The sequence below is a fragment of the Cohnella xylanilytica genome (genome assembly GCF_014212175.1).
GTDB lineage: Bacteria > Bacillota > Bacilli > Paenibacillales > Paenibacillaceae > Cohnella > Cohnella xylanilytica.
The window spans coordinates 1-17607 of record NZ_JACJVR010000050.1 but is presented as its reverse complement, the minus strand read 5'-3'; the positions used below and the strand labels follow the sequence as shown (position 1 = coordinate 17607).

The 17607-nt window shown below is 53.4% G+C and carries 20 protein-coding genes; all 20 read right to left on the bottom strand.

The genetic code is table 11. From position 1 onward, the window contains the following. Positions 1 to 25 precede the first annotated feature (25 nt). Positions 26 to 901, bottom strand: a complete 876-nt coding sequence (locus tag H7B90_RS12375; protein WP_260410987.1) for a glycosyltransferase family 2 protein — start codon at positions 899 to 901, stop codon at positions 26 to 28. Positions 902 to 946: 45 nt separating this feature from the next. Next, on the bottom strand, positions 947 to 1960 hold the full coding sequence (locus H7B90_RS12370) for a UDP-N-acetylglucosamine 4,6-dehydratase family protein (protein WP_185136190.1): 1014 nt from the start codon (positions 1958 to 1960) through the stop codon (positions 947 to 949). A gap of 11 nt (positions 1961 to 1971) precedes the next feature. Continuing rightward, positions 1972 to 3855 carry a motility associated factor glycosyltransferase family protein gene (locus H7B90_RS12365; RefSeq protein WP_185136189.1) on the bottom strand — a complete coding sequence of 628 codons (1884 nt, stop codon included), beginning with the start codon at positions 3853 to 3855 and terminating at the stop codon, positions 1972 to 1974. A 93-nt stretch (positions 3856 to 3948) separates the two neighbouring features. Next, positions 3949 to 4794 (bottom strand): beta-1,6-N-acetylglucosaminyltransferase, encoded by an 846-nt coding sequence (locus tag H7B90_RS12360; protein ID WP_185136188.1) that lies wholly within the window; start codon positions 4792 to 4794, stop codon positions 3949 to 3951. A gap of 82 nt (positions 4795 to 4876) precedes the next feature. Then, the gene (locus H7B90_RS12355; RefSeq protein ID WP_185136187.1) at positions 4877 to 5629 is read right to left on the bottom strand and encodes a flagellin N-terminal helical domain-containing protein; all 753 of its coding nucleotides are present in this window, start codon (positions 5627 to 5629) and stop codon (positions 4877 to 4879) included. A gap of 151 nt (positions 5630 to 5780) precedes the next feature. Further along, the gene (fliS, locus tag H7B90_RS12350) at positions 5781 to 6152 is read right to left on the bottom strand and encodes a flagellar export chaperone FliS (RefSeq protein WP_185136186.1); all 372 of its coding nucleotides are present in this window, start codon (positions 6150 to 6152) and stop codon (positions 5781 to 5783) included. An 80-nt stretch (positions 6153 to 6232) separates the two neighbouring features. Continuing rightward, complete coding sequence (locus H7B90_RS12345) at positions 6233 to 7273, bottom strand: glycosyltransferase family 2 protein (RefSeq protein WP_185136185.1); 1041 nt, start codon at positions 7271 to 7273, stop codon at positions 6233 to 6235. A gap of 84 nt (positions 7274 to 7357) precedes the next feature. Continuing rightward, positions 7358 to 7579 carry a hypothetical protein gene (locus H7B90_RS12340; protein WP_185136184.1) on the bottom strand — a complete coding sequence of 74 codons (222 nt, stop codon included), beginning with the start codon at positions 7577 to 7579 and terminating at the stop codon, positions 7358 to 7360. A 130-nt stretch (positions 7580 to 7709) separates the two neighbouring features. Then, on the bottom strand, positions 7710 to 9494 hold the full coding sequence (gene fliD / locus H7B90_RS12335; protein ID WP_185136183.1) for a flagellar filament capping protein FliD: 1785 nt from the start codon (positions 9492 to 9494) through the stop codon (positions 7710 to 7712). 13 nt (positions 9495 to 9507) lie between these two features. Continuing rightward, positions 9508 to 9894 carry a flagellar protein FlaG gene (locus tag H7B90_RS12330; protein ID WP_311772718.1) on the bottom strand — a complete coding sequence of 129 codons (387 nt, stop codon included), beginning with the start codon at positions 9892 to 9894 and terminating at the stop codon, positions 9508 to 9510. Positions 9895 to 10023: 129 nt separating this feature from the next. Further along, on the bottom strand, positions 10024 to 10275 hold the full coding sequence (gene csrA, locus H7B90_RS12325; RefSeq protein WP_185136182.1) for a carbon storage regulator CsrA: 252 nt from the start codon (positions 10273 to 10275) through the stop codon (positions 10024 to 10026). A gap of 4 nt (positions 10276 to 10279) precedes the next feature. Beyond that, the gene (gene fliW / locus H7B90_RS12320; RefSeq protein WP_185136181.1) at positions 10280 to 10729 is read right to left on the bottom strand and encodes a flagellar assembly protein FliW; all 450 of its coding nucleotides are present in this window, start codon (positions 10727 to 10729) and stop codon (positions 10280 to 10282) included. 75 nt (positions 10730 to 10804) lie between these two features. Continuing rightward, the gene (locus H7B90_RS12315) at positions 10805 to 11374 is read right to left on the bottom strand and encodes a DUF6470 family protein (RefSeq protein WP_185136180.1); all 570 of its coding nucleotides are present in this window, start codon (positions 11372 to 11374) and stop codon (positions 10805 to 10807) included. A 19-nt stretch (positions 11375 to 11393) separates the two neighbouring features. Beyond that, positions 11394 to 12323 carry a flagellar hook-associated protein FlgL gene (flgL, locus tag H7B90_RS12310; RefSeq protein ID WP_185136179.1) on the bottom strand — a complete coding sequence of 310 codons (930 nt, stop codon included), beginning with the start codon at positions 12321 to 12323 and terminating at the stop codon, positions 11394 to 11396. A gap of 37 nt (positions 12324 to 12360) precedes the next feature. Then, positions 12361 to 13935: a flagellar hook-associated protein FlgK gene (gene flgK / locus H7B90_RS12305; protein ID WP_185136178.1), complete on the bottom strand. Its 1575-nt coding sequence runs from the start codon at positions 13933 to 13935 to the stop codon at positions 12361 to 12363. Between the two features lie 45 nt (positions 13936 to 13980). Next, positions 13981 to 14481: a flagellar protein FlgN gene (locus H7B90_RS12300; protein WP_185136177.1), complete on the bottom strand. Its 501-nt coding sequence runs from the start codon at positions 14479 to 14481 to the stop codon at positions 13981 to 13983. A 34-nt stretch (positions 14482 to 14515) separates the two neighbouring features. Further along, complete coding sequence (gene flgM, locus H7B90_RS12295; RefSeq protein WP_185136176.1) at positions 14516 to 14782, bottom strand: flagellar biosynthesis anti-sigma factor FlgM; 267 nt, start codon at positions 14780 to 14782, stop codon at positions 14516 to 14518. Between the two features lie 85 nt (positions 14783 to 14867). Beyond that, positions 14868 to 15278 carry a TIGR03826 family flagellar region protein gene (locus H7B90_RS12290; RefSeq protein ID WP_185136175.1) on the bottom strand — a complete coding sequence of 137 codons (411 nt, stop codon included), beginning with the start codon at positions 15276 to 15278 and terminating at the stop codon, positions 14868 to 14870. Positions 15279 to 15383: 105 nt separating this feature from the next. After that, positions 15384 to 16244, bottom strand: a complete 861-nt coding sequence (locus H7B90_RS12285) for a ComFC family protein (RefSeq protein WP_185136174.1) — start codon at positions 16242 to 16244, stop codon at positions 15384 to 15386. Next, positions 16241 to 17607, bottom strand: a 1367-nt coding sequence (locus H7B90_RS12280) for an ATP-dependent helicase ComFA (protein WP_185136173.1), incomplete at its 5' end; no start/stop codon positions are given. The genes H7B90_RS12280 and H7B90_RS12285, both read right to left, overlap by 4 nt.

The following is a 17607-nucleotide window of genomic DNA, read 5'->3' as shown; positions in this document are numbered from 1 at the left end:
TCCCTTCCGCTCCTGATTACATAGATTATCGGTAAAAAGTAAAGAACACGTCATAGGGCACCCTCAAGTTCAGCGCGATCTCTTCCCGTACGGGCTTCCGTTTGCCTTGGATAAGATTCGCCTGGCGGAATGCGTCTCTCATGGCCTTCAAGTAAATCCAGGTTCTTTGCTCCAAGGAAGCGTGGACGCATTTAAACAAGAGACTTCGAGTCAGCCTTAACGCCATCGGGGCGGGATAGTTCTTCCACACTAGCCAGAAAGCGTTGCGAACATAATAGTACGGTGCTCGCCAAGAAGTGCGGTTCACTGGAGAATATTTATGATAAGCGACCACATCGGAGTGGAACTCGATTCGGTAACCGGCATCCCAGATCCGGAAGGCACTGTCCATCTCGTTGTTATAAAGAAAGAACTCTTCGGGATAAAAGCCGACGCGACGAAACAGATTCGTCCGTATGCCGACTCCCGCCCCATTGAAGGACATGTAATAGTGGGCTGCCGTAGCGGACGAATCCTTGGCCGAAGATTCGGGCTCTTCGACTTGGGCCACTTCATCGTAATGATAGAAGTTTCTCACGTCGAAGGCGACTACGCCAAGATCCGGGTCCCTCTCGAACTTCCTTACCATTCGGCCGATGGCCTTCGGCGCTGGAAAAGAATCGTCGTCGATGATGACGAGATACTCCCCTCTCGCTCTCTCGAATCCCCGATTATAGGCGGCGATCCCGATATTCTCCGTCATACGAAGAAGCCGGACCTCCGGGAATTCTCTCTCAATCATCTCGGGCGTCCCATCGGTCGAACCGTTGTCGACGACGATGACTTCCAGTTCCGGATATTCGATAAGGCGAATCCGAGTCAAGCTCTCGCGTACATCCTCGAGCCGATTCCAACATAACATGACGATGGACACGAGCGGCATGGGCTATCTTCTCCCTGCAGTCTATTAATTCAATAACTTGGCACTTTGAAGAAGGGTTCGAACCTGCTGCTCAGACAGAATCTCTTCACAATCCGATTCATAGCTTCGCAACGTCGTAGGTACCGCACCTGGATAAGAACCCTTATGAACGAATTCGTTCGGAATAATGAACATATCCGGAAGCTCCAAGGCCCGCTTTGCTTCTTCCTCCGTCATCAACTCTTCATACATTTTCTCTCCTGGCCGGAGGCCGATCTCTTCAATCCGCACGTCCGAAGCCTCAATACTAAGTTTCGCCGCCATCTCTTCAACAATCACTTGAGTCAGATCCATCAGCCGAACGACTGGCATTTTCAGGACAAACACTTCGCCGCCCTGAGCATATTCCATCGCTTTTAATGTAAGCTCGGCTGCTTGATCCACCGTCATCATGAAGCGGCTCATTTTCTGATCAGTGACCGTGATTTTGCGTTTTTCTTCAATTTGCTGCTTAAATAGCGGAATAACAGAACCTCTTGAGCCCATCACATTGCCGAATCGTACCGCGGCGAACTTGGTCTGGCTGGCCCCGGCCTGATATTGAGCCGCGGATATGAGCCGCTCGGCCATTAACTTAGACGCTCCATATGTATTGGTGGGGGCTATAGCCTTATCCGTGCTCGTAAACACGGTCTTCCTTACCCCTGTCTCCAAGGAGGCGAGTATTACGTTCTGGGTTCCCAACACGTTGGTCTGAACAGCTTCGAACGGATTGTATTCGCAAGCCGGAACATGCTTCATGGCCGCGGCATGGAAGACATAGTCAATGTCCTGCATCGCTCTTACTAGCCGGGCTTGATCCCGGACATCCCCGATTAGATACCGTATATTCGATTGATTCGCATATTGCTGTTGAAGCTGGAACTGCTTATATTCGTCCCTGCTGAAAACTCGAACGACGGTCGGTTCGTCCGGCAGGATGTGGCGGAGAAGACTTTGACCGATTGTTCCCGTTCCGCCTACGATTAGAACCTTCTTGTCTTTGAAAAATCCATTCATTCTAACCTTCCCTAGCCTTTCGCATTGATAGCATCCGTAATGTCGAATCTCCCGATTCTAGCCATTGCTTCCGCAGCCATAGCCTGAAGCTTGGGGGTCGCCTCCAGCATCTCCTGTACGATCTTGCCTAAGTAAATCTCGAACAGTCGGGCCTTGCCGATCAACGTCCGTTCGGCCACGATAAGCGACAGATGATTATCGAAATAGTGAAGCTCTTCGGGAAGCAATGATTCGTATAAGGCCGTGAAGCTGTCCCGGTTCACTACGGCCGACCACTTGTCCTCGATCGTCTCCAGAGCCTTTGTGCACTTGCTCGGATTCGTACGGCTCCAATCGGCCAACTTCCCGATCAACTTCTTCATCTCATTCAACTCTTGCTGATAGGAATGCAGATCATCACTTAGCAGCTTCACCCTGGTCAGGATCATGGCAAGTCGTTCGTTGGAGTAGAACCCTGCCGCCGCATCCACAGTATCTATTCGCTCCGGAGATCGAATGTTGGACTCTCGGATGCCTTTGTAGTACTCTTCCATGCGCATCCATTCCGTGCCCTTTATTTTCGCTCCAACGGAAGACGTATTAATGAAACGAATTCCCGCTAGTTGGGAGATGATCTCTTCCGTATTCCGAAGCAATACATGATAGGAGGTATTCGTCCGGTTCATCGTCCCCAGAACATTCTCCACTAGAACTTGGGCGTGGGATACGACGTACTTCTGCCCCTCTTCCCCGAAATGGGTTACCCCCGGGGCATAATGAACCTCTCCGGGAAAAGAAAAGTCCTGTCCGGCGAACACGATCTCCCGGCACCCCATGTAAACCGCCGCCTGAATCGCCATTCCTGTAACCGATGCAGAGGAATTGAACACCGGATCTTCATCGGTCAACGCCATGTAGTGCTTGCTGACGGGATCCGTATGATCGAAGAAATGAAACAAAGAGCTATTCATTGAATCAGTGACCCGGTAGTTGGTCGTAGGTGAATAGAGCATGGGAACACTTCGAGATACCGAATCCTGGAATACCTTCTCAACGATAGCCCCCCCATCTACTAACGCGACCAGATGAGGTTCGATTCCGAAATGTAAAAGAGGCTGAACGCTTGTTCCCGCGGACAAGATTAAGCAATGCCGACGAAGCTGCCGAATCCATTCGACATCTTCTTTTAGCGATGGTCCGGAGCCGACAATAATGGCTGGAACTCCCTTGAATCGACCTTTGAGTGCGTGGAGAGGAGTCGAATTCAGATTTGTCGACAGATGATATAGCCGATTCACAAGCCACTGCTCTTTGAATAGATTCCGCGTATTTCGGTTTACTTGAAACTCGGAGACGATTGCCGGGATCTCCTCACGGAATTGCTCGATTCCTTCTGCATTCGTCCGTGCGTAATACGGCATATATAAGAAAGCGCAGGATCCCTGCGCATGCGTGCAAATGGGATAGATGAGCTGCCGTTTTGCTTCCGTGGAAGAGCCTACGGCTAGAGCCTTCACATTCTCATGGCTCAGTATAGCTGTCATGTCTTCCGCTTGGAGGGCCGCGCGGAAGAGTTCGGTATCCGGCTCATAGATATAGATCCATTTATCCGGATAGAAAGTTAGCAATACTTGCAAATGATGCCCTATACCTAAGCCGTAAAGAAGGAGATGATCGTGCTGGGAAATGGAGTCGGATTGAGCTTGCAACCATCTTGCGACATCCATGGAGGTTTGCGAAGGATCATAAAGAAACTCCTCACGTTCTCCTGAACGTTGGATCCGAATGTTGCCTAATCCATCCTCGGATAGAAAAGGCTCATACCCGGTAGATTGAGGAGATGCAGGGATGAGCTGATGATGCGCGTAGGGAAATCGCTGCTCCAAGAAACTGAGATTGGCCTGAAAAGTAGTCATCTAAGGCTCCATCCTGTTCGTGATGATGACTTTACCGAACATGTCCTATACCTATTATATCGGACAATAAGCATTACAACTTAAAGCGGTAAATCATGGGCGAAGGGCTAGCATTTCTTCTATAGCATCGATTATTTTGGAATCGACCTCGTCATCGAACTTGCGAGCAAAGAAAGTATCATTACTAAAAAGAGAACCTAGATCATCGATCGTAAGCAAAGTGGCATGATTTTTGGAATGTTCGCCTGCTTCCATTCGAATAAATCTTTTGATATTGGGAACGACAGTCTCCGAGAACGGACTGTTCTGGATCAGAGTCGGGAAGAAGTATTCGTCCGGCGTGAAGGAGTAACGGTAGTAGTCCTGCATCTCGTAGGATAAATAGGAATCGACCGCATACTCGGCGAAGCTTCTCGTGATCATCTTCCACTGGGAGCCGCTATATTGTCTAATATTCTCGGTGAAATAGCTCTCGAAGGGTTCACGTTCGCCTAATCTTTGATATTTCTTAGCATCCTCGATAACGAAAGCTCCCTGCAGTCCCTTCATCATGGCCGGATCCGTAGGTTTAGCTAATATAAAATTGCGTTCCTTATTATCGTTTAAAAACGATAGTATAAGATCCTGCTTAACCAGTGGAAAATCTTGTCCGCTTAGATTAATAAGATGCGTCCATTTCCGGCTCCAATTGAGCAGGACGCGAATCGCATCCAATTCGGCTTGAACGAGAGACCACCCCCCCCAATTGAGGAACCGGGAAGGCAGGAGATGAATATTGTCATTCGAGCTTTGCAAATTCCGCGCCAAATCCAGCATCTCGTCATCGGCTCTGGAATCGATATGAATGAGATAGATATTCTCCTCCGAGTAGATTGCGTTCATCATTCGAAGGAGCATAGACGGCTTGTGATGAGCCATGATGAAGTATGCTACGGACATACGGTTATCTCCTGACATTCGAATGGAATGAGAAAGGAGGCTGCCATGCAGCAGCCTCCTCGTAGAATTAGAAACCCGGCGATTAACGAAGCAGTTGAAGAACGCCTTGCGGCTGCGAGTTAGCCTGAGCCAGCATGGATTGAGCAGCTTGCAGCAGGATGTTGTTCTTCGTGAGGTTAACCATTTCCTTCGCCATATCCGTGTCACGGATACGGGATTCGGAAGCGGTCAGGTTCTCAACCGTCGTACCGATGTTGTTGGAAGTGTACTCCAGACGGTTTTGCTTAGCACCCAACGTACCGCGAGCCGTGGACAGGTTCGTGATAGCGGTAGAGACGCCAGCCAGGTCGGTGCTGCCTACGGAGAACGACAGAGCGTCGATCGTGATCGTGTCTGCACCATCGTTGTACGCGATGTTAACGGAGTTCTTGATGGAGATTCCGTTGAACGTCGTCTTGTCAAGGATGTTCGTGATTTGAGCGTTCAGTTCGGTCAACTCAGTGTCGATGTTGCCCGTGTCGGTCGTTTGGTACGTGCCGTTAGCCTTTTGAACATTCAACTCTTTCATGCGAACGAGCATGGCGCTAACTTCGTTCAGCGCGCCTTCAGCCGTTTGTACGAAGGAGATACCGTCTTGCGTGTTGCGTTGAGCTTGTTCCAGACCGCGGATTTGGCCGCGCATCTTCTCGGAGATTGCCAGACCGGCAGCGTCGTCGGCAGCGCGGTTGATGCGAAGACCGGAAGACAGCTTCTCCATGTTCTTGCCTGCAGCCGTGTTGTTCAGGCCCAGGTTGCGGTGCGTGTTCAGAGCGTTGATATTGTGGTTGATAATCATTACAATTTCCTCCCTGAAATAAAGTGTCCCACTTCCCTGTGGGTCACGACCTGAAGGTCGGCCGCCCGATTCAGATCGTTCTATTTCTTTTATCGACAAGTTTTAAGGTATTTTTTAGATCCCTGCAAAACTTTTTTTGCAAAACTTACCTTTAAACCGCCGATAATTTGGCTGCTTCCCCCCAAGCCTCTCTTAGTTCGGCGAGATGGTCGAGAACCTCTTGGGCCTTGGAAGCGTCCTTTCGAATATTTGATTGGATCAGTTGATGGATCATATATTCATAGATAGCCAGCAAATCCTTCGCTATCGGATAATCATGATTCAGCCCCGCGATCAGCTCATGAATAATGGCCTGGGCTTTGATTAGATTATTGTTCGCTTTTTCAAAGTTCCGTTGTTGGATACCTTCGATGCCGGTCCGGGTAAATCGAATCGCCCCATCGTACAACATGAGAAGCAGTTGGGGGCCCGAAGCCGTCTGAACGGCAGCCTGCTGATACTTCTGATAGGGATTCGTAATCATGGAATTGCTCCTTTGTCTCAAAGTATCTGCCTTATATATCGGAAGCATGGAGCCGGCGTTTTAGTTCCGAGTGCCTATTTCTATAAATTTTGAAGTCGCTTTAAGGCCGGTTCATAGGAATATTCCGCCGCTTTCCGATACCATTCTACAGCCTGCGCGGTCTTCCCTTGTACTTCGTAGTAAACCCCAAGGTTGTACATCGCGGAGAAGCTGCCCGTTCCAATAACGCTATCGTAACGGGTTGTCTCCCCGATCTCCAAACAGCGTAGATAGGCTTGCTCGATCTTCGGGAGCAGCGGATATCGGCGCCCGACATCCTCCATGATGTAATCCAGGTAAAGCAACGCGCTGGCGAAGTGAAAATCAGGAAAATCCTGGAGATAGTCTCCCTCCCGCTCGATCACTTCCGGCCCCTTTTCCAATTTGCCGCTCTTGAGCATTGCGTATAGAAACTCGACGATTACATATGGCGCATACCGTTCTTTCCTCGATACATTCAGGTAAGCCTGCTTGCAAAACTGATAATATTCGGCGTAACGCTCGATCCCCCTATATTCCTTCGCCAGTTGAAATGAGTAGTAGGCATTCCCCGGATTCTCAAGCAACTCTTGCTGAAGAAGCGGAATATTGCGTCCCGACTTCGCCCTATCCAGATACCCGTCATGACCGACTTCGACGCCGATGATCCTTCTTGGCAAATCCGAATCCAGTTGTTCATGAATTCGTCCGCGGTATCGGATTCCGGAGGGGAATAACCTTGATATATAGTCGCTGACCCACTGGATTCCGTCCGTGTTTCGAACTGAACTGAGCCTGCGGATTCTTCCGATGGCCTGGCCCTGCCGCATAAATTCGCGAATGTTATCATGGCAGTCGTTCGTGATGTACTCGTCTCCATCGAGCACAAGGTTCCAATCGGTACGTGAAAGCTCTAGCGCGGCATTTCTAGCTTCTGCAAAGTGATCGCTCCATGTATATTCGCCGATTCTAGCGCCGAATCGACGGGCGATCTCTAGAGTTCCGTCTGTGGACCCCGTGTCCAGCACGACGATATCGTCTACGAGCCGGGACGCACTCTCCAGGCAACGAGGAAGAGTCGCTTCTTCGTTGCGGACGATCATGACAAGCGATAATCTTTGCACTGCCGCACATCCGTTCCATAAGGAAATTCGGCAGCCATGCGAGAAGCGCATGGCTGCCGATCTCTATCTTCGTTTATCGAACATGAATCCTTCTACCGTTCCATAGTCATCCGAATAAGCGTCTCGCTGTTTGCGGGACTCCTCCAGCCTTCTCAAACCGAAGAGAGCCTCACGTTTGAGAGCTTCCATCCTGGCGATCAACTCCTCCTCGTAAGGGGCTAACTGTTGAATCGCTTCCCGCTCCCTCTGGGCAATCTCCGGATTCTCATCCAGAAGATCGACCAATCGCTGCCTAAGCTCCACGAAATCCTCGTATTCCGTATAGTCAGGGGCCGAATCCGGATGAGTTAGCCGAATAGTCTCATTATAAACTTGGCCGAGTAATAACTGAAATTCCATCATTGTATTCATCGGATTAAGAGAACAGGCTGCTCGATTGAGCGTTCAGCTTGTTGACTGCCGTTTCCATCGAAGAGAATTGTTTATAGTAATTATTCTCGATAATCGTCAACCTGGAATTTAGATTCGCGATTCGAATATCGAGATTGCGGATTTGTTCGCCAATCAAGCTGGCCGGGTTAAACACTTCCGATGTGGACGTGCTTACGCGAGAAGTGCCCGCCTTATCCGCCAACGAATTAAGGGCAGTCATCAGTTCATTGGAGATTCGATTAAACAAACCGCTGTCCGGAGTGGTCGCGAGCTTGGCTTTCTTAGGATCGGTCTCCGCGGTAAATTGAGTGAAGAATCCGATTACCTGGTCAGGGTTCTTCTCGAGAGCTTCGGTCAGCTTGGCTTCGTCCAGCTTAAGCTTCCCTTTCTCTTCCCAAGTCCCCGTCGTGATTCCGAGGCTTGTAATATTGACGTTTGTACCGTTAACATTGACGTCCGTCATAGTGCCAAGTCTCATGTTGGATACAAGAGAAGATAAAATCGTATCGTTCTTGAGAAGCCCCTGCTTCGCCTTCTTCTCCCAGAGCTCGATTTCTTCTTCCTTCATGTCTTTCTTCTGGTCTTCGGTCAGCGGTTCGTAACTGTAATTGCGCTTCTCCGACAGCTTTGGATTGATCGCGTCCAGAATCTCGTTATACGCCGTGATATAGGATTTGATCGCGTCCACAAACTTGCTTGTATCGAGTTTGGTCGTGACCGTGCTGGCCACTCCATTGGAGGCCGCATTCAAGGTAATCTGAACGCCGTTCTCCGTGAACGTGTTGCTCGAACGGGTCGTTCGGATTCCGTTGATGGTCACATCGGCGTCCGCTCCTGCCTTCGACGTGCTGAGGTCGAGCTTGGTCGCCAAATCCCCGCTAATGGACAAGTTGGAACCGTTCGACTTGGAAGTAATGGACAATTTGCCAGTAGCCGAGTCGAACGATGCGGTAACGTCCATTGCTTCTGCGTTGATTTTGGTGATTACGTCTGACAGCGTCATATCCTTGGTCAGGTTAACCATAGTACCGTTGATCGTAAGGCTAGTAGCGCCCGTGGCAAGCCCCAATTGCTCCAATGTCTTGCTCGCATCGGTGCCAAGCGATTTGCTTATCGAGGATGCCGCCGTCGAAGCGCTAGCCTGCGTACCGAGACCAAAGCCCTTCTCTAACAGTTCCCCGGTGTAGGTCAGACTGCCAGAAGCACCGGTCGCTTTGGCTGTCAGGGCGAGTTTGCCCGAGACGTTATCGAAGTAAGCGGTCACGTTCGCTCCCGATGTTGAATTAATCTTGCTAATGACATCGGAGAGCTTATCCGAGCTGTTCAAGGTAATCGTCGTGCCGTTAATGTTAATATCGGACGTTCCGGAAGAGAGGAGCCCCAAATCTGCAAGTGATTTGCTGGTGTCGATATTCTTCCCGATGGAAGCCCCCGTTGCCGACGCAGCCGTCGCAAGACTGTGCACCTCGATGGACATGCTCCCGGCAACCGCTCCGGTTTGAGCCTTGACGCTTACAGCCGTCGTATTACCCGTAACGGAAGAAGATTGCGTATTGAGATTGCTGGCCAACTTCAAATTAGCCAACTTGTTATTGCGAAGGTCGACCAGCTTGATCGTAATATCCCGGTAAGCCTCTTGCTGCCATTCAAGCTTCGTCTTCTGTTGATTAAGCTTATTCAGCGGTTCGCGTTTGGCCGACATCAATTGCTTGACAATCGTGTCGGTATCGATCCCGGTGGCTAATCCGCCCAATTTGATCGTGCTCACGTCATCATCCTCCTCATACCTTCTCGTCGATCAAGATGCCCGCAAATTCCATCATCTTCGCTACCAAATCCAACGTTTTCTCCGGGGGAACCTCCCGAATAAGATCACCGGTCTCCTTATTGAACACCTTGATTACGACCGCATGGGTCTTTTCGTGTACATGCATCTGAATAGAAGTCTCCGGTCCTTGCATCGCCTTGACCGCCCTCTCGATCGCCCGGTACAACTGCTCTTCGCCGATGCTGAGTCCAGCTCCGTTCTCCTCTTGACTCCGCAATCTAGGCAACGTAGGCTGCAGATTCACAGCGTCCGCCCCCTCTTTACCGCCGGATCGAATCGGCGCAATCTGCGGTTGAACCGAAGCGCCAGCCACTTGGCTGCCCATGTTCATACTGGTCATCGTCATCGCTCCTCGTCTCTCGTCAATACCCTTTTCTTACTATATCGGCGAGTCCCCTTCCGGTTGTTAGCAACATATACCATTTGCTAAAATCAATGTTCCAAAGGGATTACGAGGGGAAATGAGGCGTTACTGTGCCCCCCCTGATAAATCTTTTCCAATATTCCGGAGGGCTTCTGCCAGGTTGACGCTATCTGGTAGTTGAGAGGCTTCCTTGTTAGTCTCCTTGATCGAGACCATAAGCTCCGAACGAACGATCTGGACCTCCGGGGGGGCGGAGATGCCAAGCTTGATATGATCGTTGTAGATGCCCAGAATCGTCACTTCAATCTGGTCCTGAATAAGAATCGATTGTCCCTTCTTGCGCGTCAGAACGAGCATGGCGTCATCCCTTTCCGGCGGAGTTGAGTGGTGCTTGGAACAGACGGTGATGAACGGCATACTCCGAGCTGGCTAAGATCACTTGCTGTCCTTGCCGATCGCGAGTGTTGATGACGACGGGAGCCACCAGGTTAGCCGTCGCGTCGCGCAGCTCTCCCCGGATACTTACGATGACCCGGATCAACAGCGAATCTTCGGCTGGCTGCCCTAATTCGGCGAGTGCTTGATCGGACAGTTCGAACGTGTACTGGGGGAAGAAGAGGAAGGGATCGACTAGGATGAAGGCCAAATCTCCGTCGTCTATGGACTGCAAGTATTCGAACGGGGCATGGTCTTCAGGACGGACGAACACATACCTTTTACGGTTTTCGAAGCTGGGAATGCCCTTAGGAAAATGGAAAACGTCCTCATCTTGGATGGTTATTTCGCCGAATCTCGTCGCCAGTGTCTGCACGTTGCTTCCTCCAATTATTTCTCCGTCATACACAGAAAAAGCTATAAGCGAGAACGCTCATAGCGGCTATGGAAATCAACCGATCACATCGATGGCCGGCGGGGTTATGATCACCTTGGGGTACTGCTTCATGTAATACTTAACGTATTCGCGATGATACTGTATATCCGGACGAAACGTCTGAACGGAGATATTCACATCCCCGTCGGATACTTCAATCTCCGGAACGGCCGGCGTATACGAGATCTTCGTGTTATCCGGATATGCGGGGCCATAGACCTGAAGATCCGGCGCTCCTTCATTGAAATCCTCGTAAGCAAAATCCGCGATCGGATTGCCTTTGATTCTTAGATCGCCAATGGTATTGCCGCGCTCCACGATCCTCACGATATTATCGTCGGCCATCTGCTTATATTGGGAATACACCCGACTCCAGAAGCTCTCGGGCGAGCCGCCGTCGATCGCATCATTTGTCAGGCTCATATCGATCTCAAGTGCTCCGACTCCGTTATTACGCATAGTCACTATGGCCTTGCGGGATTCGATATGGACCTGCGGACGCTCCGTTCGGATATCGTAACGCCCGAGCTTCCCCTCGAAGTTGAGAATGGCAGGCTCGCTATGAATGGATATTTGACCGATCATGCCACCCTCTCCTTACCGTTTATCTGAGGAAATCGACCAACGAAGCCTGAATGATTTTGGCCCCGACGGACAAGGACGCCTGGTAGACGCTCTCATCAACCTTCGACTTAATGATAAGATCCTCGTATTCCGCATCCTCGACCTTCGACTGCAGCGTCTGCAGGTTAATGTTAAGGTCCTCCAGCCGGGATTGCACGAGCTCCACCCGATTGACGCGCGCTCCGATCTCCGCTTGCTGGGACAGAATCTTGTTCGTGCGGGTCTCAAGAGCATTCATCTGAACCTTCAAGTCGCTGAGATTGGCGCTCTTTAAGTCAGAGATCATTTTATCCAATACATAAAAAGCATTGTCGTCCTCTTTCTTAGGCGAGGTCACCGTCGACGAAGTCGGGGGATAACCGAACACGTCGTTCCCGTTCAAGTTCACGTCAAGCTTGACTCCCGCTCCGATCACATAGGAGATCTGCCCGTTATCGGTAACGACGTCCCATGGATCCACGCCCGATCCATAAGGAATCTGATCGACATCTTGGCCGTTAAAGATGTACTTGCCCTTGAAGGTGGAGTTCGCGATGTTGACCAACTGCTCCTTCAATTGCTCCATCTCGGAAGCGATATTGTCCAATCCGACTTGCGGGTTGGTCCCATTGCTCGCTTGGACCGCCAATTCTTTGACTCGCTTCAGCACGTCGCCGGTCTGGGTCAGAATGGTGTCGTTGAAGTCCAGCATCGAAGCCGCGCTGTCCGTATTCGTCTTGTATCGCTCGTTAACAGCCAGGTCGCTGCGGTAACGGAGCGAATATGTGATGCCGACCGGGTCGTCCGAAGGACGGTTGATGTCGCGTCCAGTCGACAACTTCTCCTGCGTGCCCTGCATGCGTGTCAAGTTCGTGTTGATGTTCCGAAGGAGCTGGCTGGTAATGCTCCCCTGAGTTACTCTTCCCACCATCGGTCCTTAGCACCCGCCTTTCATCTCATCGATCGATTTATCTTCCGACGACGCCGGTTCCGTTGATAATCCGATCCAGCATCTCGTCCACGGTGGTCATCATCCGCGCCGCCGCATTATAGGCATGTTGGAAAACCACCATATTCGACATCTCTTCGTCCAGGGACACGCCGCTTACCGCCGTGCGGCGGCCGTTAACCTGGTCGACGACCGACTGGGAATTGGTCGCCTGCCGAGTCGCCGCTTCCGTTTGCACACCCAACTGACCGACCATCCCGCGGAAGTAGCCGTTCGCACTGTTCACTGTAATATCGGCGCCGCTCGTGACTGAGGAGAAGTCTATCTTCACGTCGCCCAATTGAGAGATCAGCTGGGCCAACGTATTGTTCCCCTTGATCGCGGTCTCGGTTCCGCTGCCGTCTTTCGAGGTCCGCATGGAGGAAGCGATCAGGCTGGCGTTGGCTTGAATATCGGCCGACACCTGGAAGTTGGCCGCCGTGATTTGCCCACCATCCGACGCGACGAAAAAGTTGCTGCCCGCCGTCAGTGGAGTGCCCAACGAATAACCGAGCTTATGAAGTCCGTTAATACCTGCCACCGTAACGGTCAAGTCGGAGCTCAAGGTTCGGTTGCCGCTGGCTTCGCTGTAAATCACGTTGTTCAACACCGTGCCTTCCGGCAGCACGGAGCCGGCCGGAATCGTCACCGTCATGCTGCCGTTCGCCAGCCCGCTCGCGAGCGTATCGAGCTGCCGCTTGTAGTCGACTACGTATACGTCGCGGGAGTAAATCATCCCGTAAATTTCTCCACCGTTCACGTCTCCGGAATCAAATAATCCCTTAAGCGTGGCCGAATCCATCGGCGTATCCTCTTCGCCATTCACGAGGGGCGTCCCACCGATCGAGATCTGGTAATCGCCGTTCTCCGCTTCGGTAACGTTGATATTCACAATACTCGACAATTCGTCGGTCAATAGATCCCGCTGGTCACGAAGATCGTTCGCATTATCCCCCAACGCTTCCACCCGGCGAATCTGTCCATTCAGGTCGGCGATAGTGGAGATAATGGTGTTGAGCTGAGTCGTCTTGACCTCGATGTTCTCGTTCAAATCCTCGGACAGCTCGGTGAGCTGCTTGCTCGTCTGGTTGAAGGCGTCCGCCATCGACATCGCGTTCTCCCGGACGAGCTTCCGGGCCGTCTCGTCTTCGGGGGATTCGGCCAGGTCGTTCCACGAATTAAAGAAGTTGTCGATCGCCGATCTCAAGCTCGTATCCGACGGCTCGTTGAAGATCGTTTCCAACTTCTGGAGCGTGTCTTGGCGAACCGTCCAGTTGGCAAGCGTCTTGTTCTCGTTGCGATATTGCAAGTCGAGGAACCGCTCCCGAATCCGGGAGACCGAATTGTACTCGACCCCGGTGCCGATCTGGCCGGCGGCAGTCGAGTGCGACATACCCGGTGCTTCTATCGGCCGGGAGGCGACCATCTTGACGGTCTGCCTGGTGTAGCCCTCCGTATTGGCGTTCGCTACGTTATGGCCGGTCGTCTGCAGAGCGGCTTGTTGGGTCATCAGGCTTCGCTTGGCCGTCTCCAGCCCCATAAACGTCGATCTCATCTTGTGACCTCCTCATCGTATGGGCAGTCCTCTGCACTCTGCACTTTAAGCGCGGGAATCGAAAATTCTAGCGTTAGCGCTGTAACCCGCCTGATCGACCGGCCGTTTGTACACCACGTCATCATCATCCGTACCGCTAAGCAGGTTGATCGAGAATTCGTTGAACTCCATCGCTTGACGGAGCAGCTGAGTGTTCAGGTCGTTCAGGCTTCTCAACCGGTTCACTACGTCGGTCAACCGCTCTCCCAGGTTCGTCAGCCTCTCCTTGTCGCGGAAACTCGTCTCCATCCGAATGATGGTGGACACGGTCGCGGAAGAAGTCGCCCTTAATCCCTTGGCCGCGTAATAATCGGATACCGCTTGATTCCGCTGCTGCTCCGTCTCCGCGATAAGCCGAACCAAGCGGGATTCCTTCGTCGTAAGCTCGTTCAGAAGGCTGACATCGTTGCGGATAATCGCCTGCCTCTTCTGCTCGGACATCTCCAGCAGCTTCTCGTGCTGTCCGAGCAGAATCTCCATGCTCTCGTATAACCGTTCCAATGCCATTGAATTCACCTTCAATTATGTTGGTCTATCCCGTTCAGCGTACGAAAGGCCAAATTCTCTCGGCAAGCTTGTCCGTATCGACGTAGTACGTTCCTGTGGAAACTTCCTTCTTCAGGGACTCGATCCTCTCGGCGCGAGTGCCGCCTGCCTTGCCTTGCGCATCCAGCAATTCCTTGGCTTCCGCCGATATTTGAACTTCGTCCTTGCGCTTCTTGCCCGCGGCCCCGTCCGTGCGTTGCTCGCCGGCTTGCGAATATGCCGCTTGGTAAGCGCTGATTCGTTGAGCTTGATTGATCTTCATTCAACATCACCCCGATAAATAAAAAGAGACCGACAACCTTTACAGGTATTATCGGTCGCAGCCATATAAATGTTTATAGAACGATTCATTCCCTATCGCGAAGCCGGTCTCCGATCTGATAAGCCCCCTTAGCCCGCTGCTGCGAATCAGCAAAGTCGCGGCCCGAAGTCGCCTTCCGAACCTCGCTGTTCAGCCTTCCCCGGCAATTCTCGCACATGTTCCCTTCGCGAATGAGAACGCCGCACACCTCGCACGGGTAGGACAGATTCGGAGCGTTGTAGAGAGAGATTCGGCCTTCCTTGATGAACTTCGTAATCTGCCTAATCGATACCCCCGTCTCCTCGGACAGAACCGTAATCGTGGCGCCTTTGTGCTTCTTCAAATATTCCAGGCAGAGCTCGTATTCCTTCTCGATATCGGCGAAGCAATTCTGGCAAATATCGCGAAAATGGCGCGTGAACAGCCTTCCGCAACGCGGGCAATTGGCTAGTTCCATCTGTCTGCTACCCCCAACCTCGACAGCCGTCGACATTGTTTGATCCTATGACGCTTTCATTGTACTAGATTTTTCTAGGAAACGGTAGCTTTTTCGCTACCGCGGTCACGATCGGGCCCAGAGAGCGCCATAGACCTCGCAGGAAGGGAGTCCCATCCTTAGCGCAAGAGCGCATTCGTTCATCGTGCTTCCGGTCGTATAAATATCGTCCGCGATCAGAATGCGAAGAACGGTCGGCGGGGAAAAAAGGGCGGAGGTCGGCGAAGGGGTCACGGACGGAACGGAATGACGGAGCTTACCGTTGCCGCGAGACACCCCGTACCCAAGCAGTCCGTCGATCGCTTCCGCCATCGGGGCGAAGTTGCCCCTCATGTTCTCCAGCCGGTCCTTGCGGCCTTTGAAGCTCTGCTTGTCCGAATGGCGGACGCGCCTTAACAGAGGAACGTAAGGGATCCGGTACCATTCGGAGATCCGCATCGCCATTCGTTCCGCCTGGTTGAAGCCGCGCTCCTCCAACCGTTGTTCGGCTAGCGGCACGCTGGTGATCAGGTCGAACGGAGCAGGAGCTGCCGCCGAGCTCAGGAGCCGCTCGACCGCGCCGGCCAATATGGCGGCCATGACGGGCTCCAGCTTTTCCAGTCCGCGGTACTTATAGAGAGCGAGCCATTCCTTCATGGTCTCGTCGTATCGGACGGCTCCGCGGCAGCGCTCGAAGTGGCGCTCCCTGCGCCGCAGGCAATCCCCGCATCGGTCGGGTCGGCCGCAGACGGGGCAGATCGCGTTCGCGATCCAGGGAATCCGGGCGAGGCAGTCCCCGCATAACCGCCGAAGCTCGCGCGCGGGAGCGGCATGCCGAACGGGCAACGCAGCAGCCGCGAGCGACGGACGACCGTCCTTGCCGCAGACGGGACATGCTTCTCCGGCGCTGACCGCGAGCAGTCCGTGCAGCCTGTCCAGCCACTTCATTTCCCCGACTCCTTCTTGTCCTTAAGATAGCCGCGGCGGCGGGCGATCCGGTTCATCGCGCGGATTTGCCGCTCGGCTCCCCGCTGGGAGCTCGTCCGGTAGGCGGAGCAGAAGAACACCCGGCCGTTCGGGTCGTCTCCCGATCTCCCCGCCCTTCCGGCCATCTGCACGAGCGCCGCTTCGTCGAACATCCGCTGCTGGGCGTCGAGGATGAACACGTCGCTGCGGGGAATGGTGACGCCCCTCTCCAGAATCGTCGTCGTTATCAATACTCGCAGGGAGGCTTGGCGGAAAAGAACAACCTTCTCCGTTCGGCCCGGATCGACCGAGGAAGTGCCTTCAATCGCCCGAGGAGCCAGCTTCAACTGACTGGCATGCCTTCGCAGCAGCTCCACTAGAGGCTGGACATGCTTAATGTAAGGGACGAAGACGAACAGCTGCGCACCTCGGTCCAGCGATCGGCTTAGCTGCTTGCCGAGGGACGCGGGGAGCCTTCTCTTGCCGGCCCAACGATGAAGCGGCGGCAGCGCAAGCCGTCTCGGTACCGGCAGAGGATGGCGATGATAGCGGACCGGGACCCTTGCGCATGGAAGCCGGCCCCGCTTCACCGCCCGCTGCATCGGCTTCGGCGGAGTGGCGCTCAGCAGGACGGTCGTTCCTTGGGCTTTGCGAGATTTCGCCGCCGCATAATGAAGAATCGGATCGCCATGGTACGGAAAAGCGTCCAGCTCGTCGATCAGTACGAGATCGAACGCCGCCTGGAAGCGAAGCAGCTGATGGGTCGTCGCCAGCGTCAAGGCGGCGTTCTCCCAGCGATCTTCGCTTCCCCCGTAGAGAACGGCCCGCGAAGCCTCGGGAAAAGCCTTCGCAAGCCGCGGGGCCAGCTCCAGCACGACGTCCCGCCGAGGCGTCGCGACCAAGGCCCGTCCGCCCGCCGACAGCACCGCGTCCAGCAGCGGAAAGATCATCTCCGTCTTGCCAGCCCCGGTGACGGCCCAGAGCAGGAAGCTTCGGTCGCCGCCGGCGCCGTTCGGGCGAAGGCCCGGAAGAAGGCTGCACAGCTTGCCGAGCCAGGGCAAGCCCGCGCTAGCGGGCGCGCGCCCTTCACGCAGGAAGCGGACGGCGGCCGCCGACGCGTCCCGCTGCGCCGGGCTGAGCCCCCAGCGGTCCATGGACCCGCCGGGGGCCAGAACCAAGGGCTGCTCGCGCGGCGAGACGCCGAGCGCGAGCAGCCCGCATTCGCGGCTGCGCCCCATCGTCGCGCATGCTTCGCAGACGGCGCAGCCGCTTCGCCCGCACGAGGCGCAGCGCGTGCGGCGCATGCGCTCTTCGCCGCTGCCGCATCGCCGGCAGCGGCGAAGAG